The organism is Micromonospora sp. LOL_024, assembly GCF_048060415.1.
Taxonomy (GTDB): domain Bacteria; phylum Actinomycetota; class Actinomycetes; order Mycobacteriales; family Micromonosporaceae; genus Micromonospora.
The window spans coordinates 142,960-155,521 of sequence record NZ_JBHMIS010000011.1 but is presented as its reverse complement, the minus strand read 5'-3'; the positions used below and the strand labels follow the sequence as shown (position 1 = coordinate 155,521).

11 protein-coding genes, 3 tRNA genes and 1 pseudogene are annotated in these 12,562 nt (G+C 69.9%); 7 read left to right on the top strand and 8 right to left on the bottom strand.

Annotated features, from left to right (window positions below; genetic code table 11):
- Nucleotides 1-283: 283 nt before the first annotated feature.
- Nucleotides 284-857 (top strand): annotated as a pseudogene (locus tag ACFHWY_RS14860) (tyrosine-type recombinase/integrase); the annotation flags it as partial.
- Nucleotides 858-893: 36 nt separating this feature from the next.
- Here ACFHWY_RS14860 and ACFHWY_RS14855 read toward each other — a convergent pair.
- Nucleotides 894-966 (bottom strand) — tRNA-Arg (locus ACFHWY_RS14855).
- Nucleotides 967-1,000: 34 nt separating this feature from the next.
- Nucleotides 1,001-1,091 (bottom strand) — tRNA-Ser (locus ACFHWY_RS14850).
- Between the two features lie 133 nt (nucleotides 1,092-1,224).
- On the opposite strand from ACFHWY_RS14850, the gene ACFHWY_RS14845 reads away from it, so the two are divergent.
- A complete protein-coding gene (locus ACFHWY_RS14845; RefSeq protein ID WP_416580764.1) occupies nucleotides 1,225-2,541 on the top strand; it encodes a hypothetical protein in 1,317 nt (438 codons plus the stop codon).
- Here the strand turns inward: ACFHWY_RS14845 and ACFHWY_RS14840 are convergent.
- A complete protein-coding gene (locus ACFHWY_RS14840; protein WP_416580763.1) occupies nucleotides 2,502-3,272 on the bottom strand; it encodes a CPBP family intramembrane glutamic endopeptidase in 771 nt (256 codons plus the stop codon). The genes ACFHWY_RS14845 and ACFHWY_RS14840 overlap by 40 nt on opposite strands.
- Before the next feature lie 154 nt (nucleotides 3,273-3,426).
- Between ACFHWY_RS14840 and ACFHWY_RS14835 the strand changes: the two genes are divergently transcribed.
- Entirely contained in the window at nucleotides 3,427-4,548 is a 1,122-nt protein-coding gene (locus ACFHWY_RS14835) for a globin domain-containing protein (RefSeq protein WP_416580762.1), read from the top strand.
- Nucleotides 4,549-4,694: 146 nt separating this feature from the next.
- On the opposite strand, the gene ACFHWY_RS14830 is transcribed toward ACFHWY_RS14835, so the two are convergent.
- Complete coding sequence (locus tag ACFHWY_RS14830; protein ID WP_416580761.1) at nucleotides 4,695-6,209, bottom strand: peptide deformylase; 1,515 nt, start codon at nucleotides 6,207-6,209, stop codon at nucleotides 4,695-4,697.
- 356 nt (nucleotides 6,210-6,565) lie between these two features.
- On the opposite strand from ACFHWY_RS14830, the gene ACFHWY_RS14825 reads away from it, so the two are divergent.
- Nucleotides 6,566-7,288 carry a hypothetical protein gene (locus ACFHWY_RS14825; RefSeq protein WP_416580774.1) on the top strand — a complete coding sequence of 241 codons (723 nt, stop codon included), beginning with the start codon at nucleotides 6,566-6,568 and terminating at the stop codon, nucleotides 7,286-7,288.
- 15 nt (nucleotides 7,289-7,303) lie between these two features.
- Here ACFHWY_RS14825 and ACFHWY_RS14820 read toward each other — a convergent pair whose 3' ends face one another.
- On the bottom strand, nucleotides 7,304-9,115 hold the full coding sequence (locus ACFHWY_RS14820) for a hypothetical protein (RefSeq protein ID WP_416580760.1): 1,812 nt from the start codon (nucleotides 9,113-9,115) through the stop codon (nucleotides 7,304-7,306).
- A 210-nt stretch (nucleotides 9,116-9,325) separates the two neighbouring features.
- Between ACFHWY_RS14820 and ACFHWY_RS14815 the strand changes: the two genes are divergently transcribed.
- Nucleotides 9,326-10,030, top strand: a complete 705-nt coding sequence (locus tag ACFHWY_RS14815) for a class I SAM-dependent methyltransferase (protein WP_416580759.1) — start codon at nucleotides 9,326-9,328, stop codon at nucleotides 10,028-10,030.
- Between the two features lie 26 nt (nucleotides 10,031-10,056).
- On the opposite strand, the gene ACFHWY_RS14810 is transcribed toward ACFHWY_RS14815, so the two are convergent.
- A complete protein-coding gene (locus tag ACFHWY_RS14810; protein ID WP_416580758.1) occupies nucleotides 10,057-10,590 on the bottom strand; it encodes a YbhB/YbcL family Raf kinase inhibitor-like protein in 534 nt (177 codons plus the stop codon).
- A gap of 127 nt (nucleotides 10,591-10,717) precedes the next feature.
- On the opposite strand from ACFHWY_RS14810, the gene ACFHWY_RS14805 reads away from it, so the two are divergent.
- Entirely contained in the window at nucleotides 10,718-10,867 is a 150-nt protein-coding gene (locus ACFHWY_RS14805; protein WP_416580757.1) for a hypothetical protein, read from the top strand.
- A gap of 4 nt (nucleotides 10,868-10,871) precedes the next feature.
- Here the strand turns inward: ACFHWY_RS14805 and ACFHWY_RS14800 are convergent.
- A tRNA-Ser gene (locus tag ACFHWY_RS14800) sits at nucleotides 10,872-10,958 on the bottom strand.
- 146 nt (nucleotides 10,959-11,104) lie between these two features.
- Between ACFHWY_RS14800 and ACFHWY_RS14795 the strand changes: the two genes are divergently transcribed.
- Nucleotides 11,105-12,082, top strand: coding sequence for an NAD(P)H-quinone oxidoreductase (locus ACFHWY_RS14795; protein WP_416580756.1), 978 nt, complete (start codon nucleotides 11,105-11,107; stop codon nucleotides 12,080-12,082).
- Nucleotides 12,083-12,118: 36 nt separating this feature from the next.
- Here the strand turns inward: ACFHWY_RS14795 and soxR are convergent, their stop codons facing one another.
- Nucleotides 12,119-12,556 (bottom strand): redox-sensitive transcriptional activator SoxR, encoded by a 438-nt coding sequence (soxR, locus tag ACFHWY_RS14790; RefSeq protein WP_416580755.1) that lies wholly within the window; start codon nucleotides 12,554-12,556, stop codon nucleotides 12,119-12,121.
- Nucleotides 12,557-12,562 lie beyond the last annotated feature (6 nt).

The window sequence follows — 12,562 nt, the reverse complement described above, 5'->3', positions numbered from 1 at the left end:
CTGGGCGGACACGACACCGGAACCTACCAGCCTCCACGAAGGACCAGGACCGGACCCGCCACAGACCTATCCAGTTACCCATCAGCAACCCCCACCAGGAAGATAGAACTTGTCCTTAATATGTGCAATTGATCCGTCGGGCGTCACAGTCGTCTTCTTATAGTCAATCGTTACGCCACCTGAGTCAATGGTCTTGCATAGGCTGCGTAGGAGCCAGGAACTCGGCCGGGCACATCAGTGTTAAAAACAACAGCACCGTTCGTTCCACGCGTAATTACAGTAGCGCACCCAGGCTGCGGAGGACCGCAAGCCGTGGACCGACACCGGGTACGTCTTCGTGCGCGCCGACGGGCTGCCAATCAACCCGAACTACGCCACCACCCGATTCCGGATCCTCGTCCGCCGGGCCGGACTGCCCCCGGTACGCCTGCACGACCTACGCCACGGCGCCGCGTCCCTCGCCCACGAAGCCGGCGCCGACCTCAAAACGCTGCAGGACCTCCTCGGGCACTCCAGCATCGTGGTCACCGCCGACACCTACACCAGCGTCCTGCCGCAAATCCAGCGCCGCTGCGCCGACGCCACCGCCCAACTGGTCCTCAACGCCGCCCGCCGCACCCGCAAGAAGATCAAAGCCAGCGCCCGCAAGAACCGGCCCGATCGCGGCCCCAAAGCCGGCACCCCGACGCCGACGAAACCGAAAACAGGTGCTCTCGCCCCAACGAAGGGCAAGCAGGCCGCAAAGCCGCAGGTCACGTCCCGACAAGCCCACGATAGGGCCGTCTCCGGGGCTGCACCCACATCGCACCCACGTGACACCCACCGTCCACGCAGGCCAGACAACAGGAAGGGCCTGACCCGCGTTTCCGCAGCCCAGGCCCTTAATAATCTTGTGCGCCCGAAGGGATTCGAACCCCTAACCTTCTGATCCGTAGTCAGATGCTCTATCCGTTGAGCTACGGGCGCTGGTGCTGAGCCAGTCTACACCCCGGCCTTAGCGCGGAGACTCCGGGATTCGAACCCGGGAGGGGCTTTAAGACCCCAACCGCATTAGCAGTGCGGCGCCATAGACCAGACTAGGCGAAGTCTCCCTGGTGGCCCGCAGACCACCGCGCCCGAGGATACAGGCCCCGCCCGGCGGTGAGCAAAGCGACTACCGGAACCGGCGGCCTGATGACGTTCCTCCGCTGTGCGTCGCCGTGATCAGGACTACGCTCCATCGACATGCAGGAGCAGCCGTCCAGCGAGCCGTCCCGCCGCGAGCCTGCCGAGGAATCTCGTCGGCGCTCACCGAAGGCGACCTTCACGCCGCCACCGACGCCCGCGCCGCCGGCGCACGAGGAGCAGGAAGGCACCGCCGGGACTCGTTCCCGGCGGGCGAAGTCCGCCCCGGGCGTACTCTTCCAGCCGCCGCCCGTTGCGGAACAGCCGTTGTTACGGCAGCCTCGGGCCGACGTGTCTGAGACGCCAGCGGCCGTGTCGCCACCCTTCGCTGCCGCGCCACCGCCTGCCGACGCGACCGGTGCCTCACCGTCGCCGGTTGTTTCGCGTGGCCGGGGTGGCGGTGGCCAACCGGGCACGCCGGGACCCGACGGCGACGGGTCGGACGCCGCTGTGGATCCTGTTCCGCCGGTGCGGCCGAGGGGCGCCGCGAAGAAGGCGCCGACGCCCCGGAAGGCGAGCAGGAAGTCCGGTCCGACACCACCGGCCACCGGGTCGGGGAACACTGCGGCCGATGTCGCACCGGCAACGGCGACCCCGAAGCAGGCAGCGCCGGCCAAGGCCACGAAGCGGACGGCGCCGCACACCGCCGCGAGGAAGGTTACGAAGAAGGCCGCCACTGGGGGTCCCGCCGATGTCGGGCCGGCCACTTCGGGGCGTACCCCCGAGTGGGAGCTGCGGATGCTCGTGGCGCGAGTGCTCGATGACCCGGGGTTCGCTCCGGAGCTGCTGGCGCTGGCAGCGGTCGAGGGGCTCGGTCCGGGAGCGGCGCGGTGGGCTCGGCGGCTGCGGCAGGCGTACCCGGAGGCGGACGGCGCCGGGCTGGCCCGGCTGGCCAGTCGGCGGTTCGTCCGGCAGGCCGGGATTGGTGGGGCGACCGCCTCGCTGGCCGGGGTTTTCGCGCCAGCGTTCGAGCTGGCGTCGGTGCTCTGGTCGCAGGCGAACCTGGTGCTGCACCTGGCGGCTGCGTACGACTGTGATCCGGCGCATCCGGACCGGGCGGTGGAGCTGCTGGTGCTGACTCAGGTGCATCCGGACGCGGCGAGCGCCCGGGCGGCGCTGGCGGCGGCAAGGGCGGCGGACGGGCGGGGCGAGCAACCGGGACCTCGGGCGGTTGAGGCGGCCTGGCGGCTGGCCGCGCCGCTGGCCGCACAGGCCGGTGGCTGGGCGGCTCTGCGACTGATGGCCCGGCTACTGCCGGGGGCCGCGGCGCTGACGGCGGCGGCCGGCGACACGATGGCGGCCCAGCGCCTCTCGGCCCGCGCCGTCGCCCTCTACCGTCAGAGCCAGTCGAACCATTCCTTGGGCAGCAGGCTGTAGCCGACGAAGGCGAAGATGTCCAGCAGGGCGTGCGCCACGATGAGCGGCACCACCCGGCGGGTGCGTAGGTACCAGAGGCTGAACACGACGCCCATGACGGCGTTGCCGATGAACGCGCCGAAGCCCTGGTAGAGGTGGTATGAGGCGCGCAGCAGTGCGCTGGTCACGATGATCGCGCCGAGCCGCCACTGGAGTTGGCGCAGGCGCGTCGTCAGGTAGCCGACGACGATCACCTCCTCCAGGATCGAGTTCTGGATGGCGGCGAGGACCAGTACCGGCACCGTCCACCACAGGTTCGGCAGGGCGGCCGGCACCAGGGTCGCGTTGATGCCGAGCTGCGCCGCGGTCCAGAAGAGCGCCAGGCCGGGCAGGCCGATCAGCGCCGCCAGGCCGGCGCCGTGGGCGAGGTCGGCACCGGGCCGCCGGGCGTCCAGGCCGAGGGTCCGTGCCGGGTCGCCGGGGTCGCGCGCCAGCAGGTGTACGGCGAGCAACACCGGCAGCAGCGCGAACACGATGCCGAGCAGTTGGTACGTGAGGTCGAGGTACGGGCGGGCCGACGCGGAGGTGTTCAGCGCGGCGGTCTGTCTCGACAGCCCACCTTCGGCGGTCAGCTTCGCGACGATCGACACCGTGGCGTAGACGGCCGACTGGCCGAGCGACAGGCCGAGCACCAGCATGGTCTCGGTGCCGAGGGTTCGGCGGGACACCGGTCGGGTGAGCTCAACGGTCACCGGACCACTCTGCCCGACGGGAGACGCCGACGGCAGCCGGGTGCCACCAGAGCTGGCCTCATGATGTGGTCGCACATTCTGTGCGACCTTCATGCACGCTCCGTGGAGATTCTATGGGGGCCCGATCCGCCGTCAGAAGTAAGGAGCACCTCCGGTGGACAACTTCGCGCGGCTGCTGAAGGAGAGCTGGACCCTGGTCGAACAGGAGCGGGTCCGGTTGACCGACTACTTCTACGCCCGGCTGTTCCTGCTCGACCCCGAGCTGCGCAAGCTCTTTCCGGTCCAGATGGCCGGGCAGGGTGACCGACTGCTGGAAGCGATCATCGCGGCGATCCACACGGTGGACGATCCGGAGGGCTTCGACGAGTTCCTCCGCGCGCTCGGCCGCGACCACCGCAAGTACCACGTCGCGGCGGAACACTACGACACGATGGGTGTAGCGCTACTGGACGCGTTGCGCAGCGTCGGCGGCGACAACTGGAACCTGGAGTACGACCAGGCGTGGCGGGACGCGTACGCGGCGATCGCCGAGAAGATGCTGGCCGGAGCGGCGGCGGACGACGACCCGCCGTTCTGGCACGCCGAGGTGTTGACTCACGAGCGGCACGGCCCGGACACCGCCGTCTTCACCTGCCGGGCGCTGCAGTTTCCGCTGTCCTGGAAGGCGGGCCAGTACGTCAGCGTCGAGGCGCCCCGCCATCATCCCCGGGTGTGGCGGACGTACTCGGTGGCCAACGCCCCGAACGACGACAACGTGTTGGAGTTCCACGTCCGCACGCCGGCCGAGGCCGCCGGTTGGGTCTCCGGCGCGCTGGTTCGCCGGATCAGGCCGGGTGATCTGCTGCGGGTGGCAGCGCCGATGGGTTTGATGACCCTGGACCGCTCGTCGGAGCGCGACATTCTCTGCGTCGCCGGTGGCGTCGGGCTGGCGCCGATCAAGGCGTTGGTCGAGGATTTGGCCGGCTACAACCGGGCCCGGTGGGTGCATGTGTTCTACGGAGCCCGCACCGAGGCGGACCTCTACGGTCTCGACCGGTTGCGGGAGTTGGTCGTGGCCCACCCGTGGTTGTCGGTGACGGCGGCGTGCAGCGACGACCCGGACTTCGGCGGCGAGCAGGGCGACATCTCGGATGTGGTGGCCCGGTACGGACCGTGGACGACGCATGACTGCTATGTCTCCGGTTCCGCCGCCATGGTCCGCTCGACGTTGCGGGTGCTCGCCGCGGACGACGTGCCGCCGCAGCACACCCGGTACGACACCTTCGGCAACCTCTGAGAGCTTTACTCCCCCCGAGCCGGGGCGCGTGCCCCTGCCCCCTGGGGCACGCGCCCCGGTCCCCATGATCGGGCGGACCGGCACCGTCCCGCGCCACCTCGCCCGTCCGGCCATCGCCTTACCGGGCGGGCGGGGTCGCGCAATGGTCAGTAGCGCCAGGGGTGTCCGGATTCGCGGTACTCCTCGATCGGCACCAGCGGTACTCCGGGCGCCATCCGGTCGATGTAGAGCAGGCCGTCCAGGTGGTCGATCTCGTGTGCCACCAGTCGGGCCATGCCGAACTCGAAGGACGTGATGAGTCGGCCGCCGTCGAACTGCGCGTGTTCCACGTCCAGCCGTAGCGGTCTCGGCACCAGCCCCCGGTGGTCGAAGAAGGAGAGGCAACCTTCGTACTGTTCGTCGGTGTGCGGTGCGGCGTCGACCACCCGGGGGTTGAGCAGCACGACCGGCTCAGCCGTCCGATCGGGCGGCCGGACCACGGCCACGGCACGGCCGATGTCGAGTTGCGGTGCGGCGATGCCCACTCCCTTGGTGAACGGGTGTAGCTCGTCCAGGCGGGCCAGCGCCGTGACCAGCCGGTCGACGATCCCCCGAGCGGTCTGTTCCTCGCTCGGCAGGTCGAGCGGGCGGGCCGGCTGCCGGAGCAGGTCGACTCCGCGCTGGACGATGCCGAGCCCACGCATCCGGTCGGACGGCCGGACCCGGCCGCCGCCAGTTTCGGGCTCCTGCTGCGCCCGAAACCGCCACAGCAGGCGGTAGCGGGCATTGAGCGGCGGCTCGTCGGTTGCCCAGTCGAAGACCGCTCGGTCGCCCTCGTCGCGCCGGGTCACTGCCGTGCGCAGCGGGCCCTCCTCCGCCGAGAGCGAGGTTTCCGCGCCCCAGACCTGTGGGTCGATCGCGGCCGGCAGGTTCAGGCGTACGGCCAGGTGCCGGGTCGGCACCCGGACGGCGCGCTGGAACCATGGGCCCCACTTGTCCTGCCCCACCGTGTACGCGTACTCGAGGGTGGCGCGGCGGCCCGGGTAGAGCGGGAAGCGCCGTTCGGTGTTTTCGAAGAGCAGCCAGAGTTCCTTGAACGCGTCCCGGTCGTGTTTGGCCCGCCAGTGCATGGCCTCTTGTTCGCCAAATTCTTCGCGGGTGGCGCGCAGTTGTAGTTCGGCGAAGGTGAGCGGGTGTTCCCGGTGATGCCGGTTGGACCGGCCGGGGTCGTTGGGGTAGCGGTCCACGGCGACCCGGATCAGGTAGCGGGTGACCGGCTCGGTCCCGGCGTTGTACAGCTCGCGACGGATGACGCAGCGGTAGGCGTCCGCGGTGTGGGTGAGGGTCGCCGTCTCGCGTTCGACGATGAGCCCGGTGCCGGGGGGCATCCACTGGCCGGGCAGGACTAGGTCGCGGTGGTGGCGGTCGTTGCGGGCGTGGCGCAGGTCGTCGTACTCCTGGAAGCGGAGCCAGATCGCACCGCTGGCCTCCAGGACGGCCTCGGCTCGGCGTGCGAAGTCTTCGGTCGGCCGGTGTCGCCGACCTTCGACGTGACTGACGTACGACGGGTCGAAGCCCATCAGGGTGGCTAGCTGTTTTTTGGACAGCCCCCGCTCCGTGCGGTGCCGGGCGAGTTCGGCGGCGAAGGAGTCGGCAGCCCGATCGAGCGGTGAGGTCGTCATCAGCTTCCTCGTGGCCGGGAGTACCAAGTTTCACGTTGAGTCGCCGGACACGCACACAACTGGCACCTTGTCGACAAGAACCTTGACTGTTCAATGAATCCTGCCGATACTGCCCGCAGTCCCCAATCGGGCACCGTGAGTAGTTTTCACCCCACGAGCGATTCGAATCGCTCGCCGCCACCCCACTGCGGGTTTCCCTGCGCCAAGAACTGTGGTTAGGCTAGCCTTAGTCAGCCGGAAGAGTTCTGGGCACGGGTGGAACGGACGACACGGGGGTGGATCAGGTGACAACTGTGCTGCCCCTCCACGACCCGGCCGCCACTGCCCTGGCTCCGGTCACCGAGACCCTGCGGAGCATGTTCGGCACCGACGACCTGCCCGGCCTGGCGCCGGGGTTGACGGTCGCCGACGAGGCGGACTGGTCCCCGGCAACCTCCCTGACCGACGGCGCCCGGCTGCCAGAGCTGCTCGATTCGGCCGTCCGCCTCTGGGGCGGCACTCCGCACGCTTCCGCCGCGCTGGCCTGGAAGGCGTACAGCTACTGGGCGGCGCTGCCGGTGGTGCTGGGCTGGGCCGCCGCCCGGCGGGTACCGCTGCTCGACGACACCGCAACCTTGATCCACTTCGCGGACCGGCGAACCCTGGTGACGCTCGGCATGCGCGAGTCCATCCCGGTCGCGGTGCTGCCCAACGATCCGCTGGCGCTCGCCGGCTCCCCCCAGGTCCAGGTGGTGGCCAACGAGCGGGAGTTACTCGCGGCGCTGCGCGCCACGCTGCTCGACGCGCACCTGTCCCCGATGATCACCGCGATCCAGGGCGAGGTCCGGATCGGCACCCGCACCCTGCTCGGCTCGGTGGCCGCCGGCATCGGTCACGCGCTGCTGCGGGCCGCGGACGGGTTGCCCGGCTCGGCGGTGGAGGCGGTCGACACCCTGCTGGACACGCTCGACGTGGCCGACCTGGTGGAACTGGTACCCGGCTCGAACGGTCAGCCGGCCGTGCAGCGGCGCACCTGCTGCCTGGCCTTCACGCTGCCCAAGCCGAAGGTCTGCCAGGGCTGCTGCATCGGCACCGGCTGACCGGCGCGCCCCACTTCAACCGGTCAGCGGCCGGACGTCCCAGACCCACAGGCCACCGATGTACGTCGGCTCGACATCGGTCAGCTCGGTCATACTCGTTCGCAGCGCGTCGGAGTGCTCGTGCGGTCCGAGGACCACCACGCCGGCTCGCCAGTACCGCAGATCCTGTACCGCCTCGCGGCGGGCCTGCTCGGTGACCGGCGGTACCTCTCCGCTGCGACTGATGGTGCCGATGAGACTGCTGGTGGCGCGCGGCGGCGCCGTGAACAGGGCGATCCGGCCCCGCCCCGGCCTCGTGTCCGGCCCGAGGAAGTAGCCACGGGCGATCGGCATCTCCAGCCGGGTCTGCGCGGACCAGCGCAGCGGGTCGGGGTACTCGGTGTCGGGTAGCGGCAGGGTCACCACGCTGCGTCCACCGGCCAGATACGGGCGCCAGGCGCCGGAGGTGACGAACTCGGGAGTCGGTTCGAGGCGTTTGGTGGGCAACGGGGTGGGCAGCACCGGGACCAGCGCCATCGCCAACACGGTCACCGTGGCGAAGCGGACCTGGGGTCGCCGGTCGGGGTGGCTGGCGGCCAACTCGCGGATCCGCTCGGCGCCGTACGCCAGGAGCAGCCCGATGATCGGGGTGATGGCCAGCGCCCAGCGGGTCGGCACCACCGAGTGCAGGAGCGGCAGGTCCTCCAGCGCCGCCCACGGCCCGGGGATGCCCGTTGCCCGGCGGTCGAAGCGGATTTCCCGACCGAGGGAGAGCAGCGCGAAGATCAACCCCAGCACGGCCAGCCCGACCACCACGGCGTTGCGGCGTAGCCACCACACCAGCGCCGCCACCAGGATCACCAGCGGCCAGCCGAAGAAGGCGTTCTCCTCGGTCGGGTTCTTCGCCAGTCCGGCGGCGCTTCGTGCGTCACCGGCCAGCGATTCGCGGGCGTACGCGACGAACGAAGCCAGGTCGGTGGAGTAGCCCCGGATCAGCCAGGACAGCCCGTGGTAAGCGCCGGGACCGGTGAACTGCACGTGGAGCGGGTACGCCAGCAGCACGGCGGAGACCGCAGCGGCCACGCCGAGCCCGGCCAGGAACGTCCGGGCCCGACGCCGCAGCTCGGGCCGACCGATCGCGAGCGCGACGACCATCACCCCGAGGCCGATCGCGGTCATCAGCAGGATCTCCAGGTTGAGGAAGGCCTGCCAGACGATCACCAGGGCGAGCAGGACGCCGTTGGGCAACCAGCGACCGGGTTCGGTGAGCCGCAGCGTACGCCAGATGATCAGTGGCACCACGAACTGCGACACGATGTTCGGGTGCGCGTTGGCGTGCGACACCATCGCCGGCGCGTACGCACAGAACGTCGCGCCCAGCCAGGCCGGTCCGCGCGAGCCGACGAGCACCCGGGAGAGCACGAAGTACCAGGCCGTGGCGGTAGCGATCATCCCGAAGGTAAGGAAGACCAGAAACGCGGCCCGGGTGCCGAAGAGCAGCGTGATCGGCACCATCGGCAAGGAAACGGACAAAACCGAAGTGTTCGCCATCAAATTGACGGAATCCGGCACATTCATCCGGTCTGACGAAAAGGGGTAGGCAAGTTCGGTCACCACCCTGGCGCCATGCGCCATCATCCACTCGAACTGGGCCATATCGGTCCGGTTGTCCCGGATGCCGTCCGCCGGATTCCTCCACATCCGCGCGGTGACCCAGAAGCCCAGCAGGGCGAAACTCAGCCCGGCGGCGGCATCCTTCCACCGCCCCGACCTGGGCTTCTCGCCACCGCGCTCCGACTCTCCGACCCTGGATCCCGTCTCAGGCCGACCCGAATCAGGAGTAGTCATAGCAATTCAGAGAGTAGTCGGTGTCCATGGCCGTCGTGGGGCATTCGGGACGCTGGCGTAGTATTTACCAGGTTCGCTGACCACACCGACCGTGCACCTAACCCCGACCGCGATTCGGCCACCGCGGGCCCCGATTTCCCCGCCCTCCGGGCGGATGGTTCACTCAGTCGGTCCCGGCGCGGGTCGAGTCGTATGGTGAGGAATCGACGCATGGTAGAAATCACTGGGGATCAGCGCGTGCAGTCCGAGGTCCTGGAGGGCCTCGCGACGGCGGTCAACCACCGACGCTGGTTCGTCGAACTGGCCATACCCCACCTGGGCGACAATCCCATCGAGATCGGCAGCGGCCTCGGCGACTACGCGCTGGAGTGGAGCGAACACTTCCCTCGGTTCACCGCTACCGAGGCCGACCCGGACCGGCTGGTGGCGCTCAAGGAGCGCCTCGCCGACCGGCCGGCGATCGACGTACGCCAGATGTTGCTGCCCAACTCCGAGCACGGCGACTACAGCGCGGCGGTGTCGTACAACGTACTGGAGCACATTGAGGATCACGTGGGCGCACTGCGCAGCATGGGCCAGCTGGTCCGGCCGGGCGGCGCCGTGGTCATCATCGTGCCGGCGTTCCAGTTCGCGATGGGCCCGGCGGACGTCGCCACCGGCCACGTGCGCCGCTACACGAAGAAGACCCTGTCCGCGGCGATGACCGAGGCGGGTCTGCGGGTGGAGAAGATCCACTACGCCAACGCGCTCGGATTGATCGGCTACTTCATGGCCACCAAGGTCTTCCGGCTGATGCCGAAGGAAGGCCCAATGGTGAAGGTGTACGACACGCTGGTCCTCCCCGCGACCAAGGCCGCAGAGCAGATCGCCCACCCACCCTTCGGCCAATCCGTCTTCGCCGTCGCCCGTGTCTGACCCCCGTCCCACCTCCCACCCCTCGGTCAGCCGGATATCTGGTAGGTAGGGCGAATGGTGGCCCTGGCGAGGGTATGGAAGGCGAGGTTGAAGCCCACGTAGGCGGGCATTGCCTCCGGCGTGACGTCCAGGCGCTCCACATCGAGGGCATGCACCGCGAAGACGTACCGGTGCGGCCGGTCACCGGCCGGTGGCGCGGCACCGCCGAAACCGTGCTCACCGAAGTCATTGCGGACGGTGAACGCGCCGCGCAGTACATCGCCGGAAGCGCCCCGCGGCAGCTCGGTCACGTCGGCCGGCAGGTTCACCAGCACCCAGTGCCAGAACCCGCTGCCGGTCGGCGCGTCCGGGTCGAAGCAGGTCACCACGAATCCCTTGGTCTCGGACGGAAAATCCGACCAAACCAGATGCGGCGAGACGTTGTCGCCGCCGGTGCTGCCGTGCGCGTGAGCCGCATCCATCGGCTCACCGTTCTGCACGTCGTCGCTGGCCAGCGTGAACTTCGCGACGGTCGGCAGCAGCTCGTACGGGTCCGGAGCGATGGGTCGTTCCAGGGTCATCGACACAGGTCCTTCCGGTGGAAGTGGTGGTCCGCGCTTCTTTCATACCCTGAAGCGCGACGACATTCGAGAGAACCTGTGCCGCGTCCGGCTTCACCCGCTCACTCCGCCGAAGGAGGCCCTGGCCGTGATGTGGCGTGACTTCATCACCGCAGTGGTCAACGCCGTCCGGCGACGCGACGATCAGGCCCTACGCGACGAGCGCCGCCGGGCGTTGGATCGGCTGGCCGACGAGAAGATCCGCGAGGCGCAGCGAGAGCCACCGCCGGAGAGCTGAGCGGCGGAGGGTGTGGGATTCGAACCCACGAAGACATCGCTGCCTTACCGGTTTTCAAGACCAGCGCCATCGGCCACTAGGCGAACCCTCCTGAACCGCGCCGCGCGCGGCCGTGCATAGTCTGCCACGGCCTGTGGATCGGCGAGCGGGGAGCACCCGGCCCGCCAGGGTCACTGACGATCCGTTGTGTGGTGTCCCGGGACGTGGAGGGGGCGGCGGTTCGGGTATGACTGGGCCATGCGTGCGATCACCATTCCTGAGCCTGGCGGACCCGACGTGCTGACCTGGAGCGAGGTGCCCGACCCGCAGGCAGGGCCGGGTGAGGTGGTCGTCGACGTGCGGGCCACTGCGGTGAACCGGGCCGACCTGCTGCAACGGCAGGGGCACTACCCTCCGCCGCCGGGTGCACCCGCGTACCTCGGGCTGGAATGTTCGGGGGCGGTGAGTGCGACCGGTCCCAACGTGACCGGCGTGCGGGTGGGTGACCAGGTCTGTGCGCTGCTGGCCGGCGGTGGGTACGCCGAGCGGGTGGCCGTGCCCGTCGGGCAGTTGCTGCCGGTGCCGGCCGGGGTCGACCTGGTCGACGCCGCCGCGTTGCCCGAGGTGGCGTGCACGGTCTGGTCGAACGTGGTGCAGGTGGCCCGGCTGTCGGCGGGCGAGACGTTACTGGTGCACGGTGGTGGCAGCGGCATCGGGACCTTCGCGATCCAGTTCGGGGCCGCGCTGGGCGCCCGGGTGGTGGCGACCGCCCGGGCCGCGAAACACGACCGGCTGCGCGAGCTGGGCGCCGGCCATCTGGTCGACTACCGGGAACAGGATTTCGTCGAGGAGGTCCGCCGGGTCACCGACGGCCGGGGCGCGGACGTCGTCCTCGACATCATGGGCGCGTCGTATCTGGGCCGGAACGTCGCCGCGCTGGCCACCGGCGGGCGGCTGGTGGTGATCGGTATGCAGGGCGGACGCAAGGGCGAGCTGGACCTCGGCGCGCTGCTCGCCAAGCGCGGCAGTGTCGCGGCCACCGCGCTGCGTTCCCGCCCGCTCGACCAGAAGGCCGCCATCGTGCGGGGGGTACGCGACCAGGTCTGGCCGCTGGTCGAGGCGGGCCGGGTACGGCCGGTCGTCGACCGGCGGCTGCCGATCACCGAGGCGGCCGACGCGCACCGGCTGGTCGAGTCGACCGAACATGTCGGCAAGGTGCTGCTCACCGTCGGCTGAGCCGGGCAGGGCCGGGCAGGGCAGGGCAGGGCGGTCTCACGGCGGCAGGGTGAGGCGGGCGCCGGGGCCGTCGCCGGCGAGCGTGTCGCCCGGGTTGTAGAGGGCGCAGCGGCCCAGCGACAGGCAGCCGCAGCCGATGCAGCCGTCCAGGTCGTCGCGGAGCCGGCTCAGCAGCCTGATCTTCTCGTCCAAGCGGGTTCGCCAGGCGGTGGAGAGTCGCGCCCAGTCGTCGGCGGTGGGGGTACGGGAGGCGGGCAGCGAATCCAGCGCGGACCGGATCTCCGCAAGCGGGATGCCGACCTGCTGGGCGATCCGGATGAACGCCACCCGACGTAGTTCGCCACGGTGATATCGGCGCTGGTTGCCGCCGGTGCGGTCGGCCCGGATCAGGCCCAGCCGCTCGTAGTACCGCAGGGCCGACTGAGCGACCCCGCTGCGGGCGGCGAGCTGGCCGATGGTCAAGGATTCCTGCATCACATC

Bases quoted from the DNA above. Each gene is read 5' to 3' on its own strand.
- ACFHWY_RS14820 (WP_416580760.1), bottom strand. From the start codon at position 9,115: ATGACTACTCCTGATTCGGGTCGGCCTGAGACGGGATCCAGGGTCGGA.
- ACFHWY_RS14830 (WP_416580761.1), bottom strand. From the start codon at position 6,209: ATGACGACCTCACCGCTCGATCGGGCTGCCGACTCCTTCGCCGCCGAA.
- soxR (WP_416580755.1), bottom strand. From the start codon at position 12,556: ATGCAGGAATCCTTGACCATCGGCCAGCTCGCCGCCCGCAGCGGGGTC.
- ACFHWY_RS14810 (WP_416580758.1), bottom strand. From the start codon at position 10,590: ATGACCCTGGAACGACCCATCGCTCCGGACCCGTACGAGCTGCTGCCG.
- ACFHWY_RS14845 (WP_416580764.1), top strand. From the start codon at position 1,225: ATGCAGGAGCAGCCGTCCAGCGAGCCGTCCCGCCGCGAGCCTGCCGAG.
- ACFHWY_RS14815 (WP_416580759.1), top strand. From the start codon at position 9,326: ATGGTAGAAATCACTGGGGATCAGCGCGTGCAGTCCGAGGTCCTGGAG.
- ACFHWY_RS14825 (WP_416580774.1), top strand. From the start codon at position 6,566: ATGTTCGGCACCGACGACCTGCCCGGCCTGGCGCCGGGGTTGACGGTC.
- ACFHWY_RS14795 (WP_416580756.1), top strand. From the start codon at position 11,105: ATGCGTGCGATCACCATTCCTGAGCCTGGCGGACCCGACGTGCTGACC.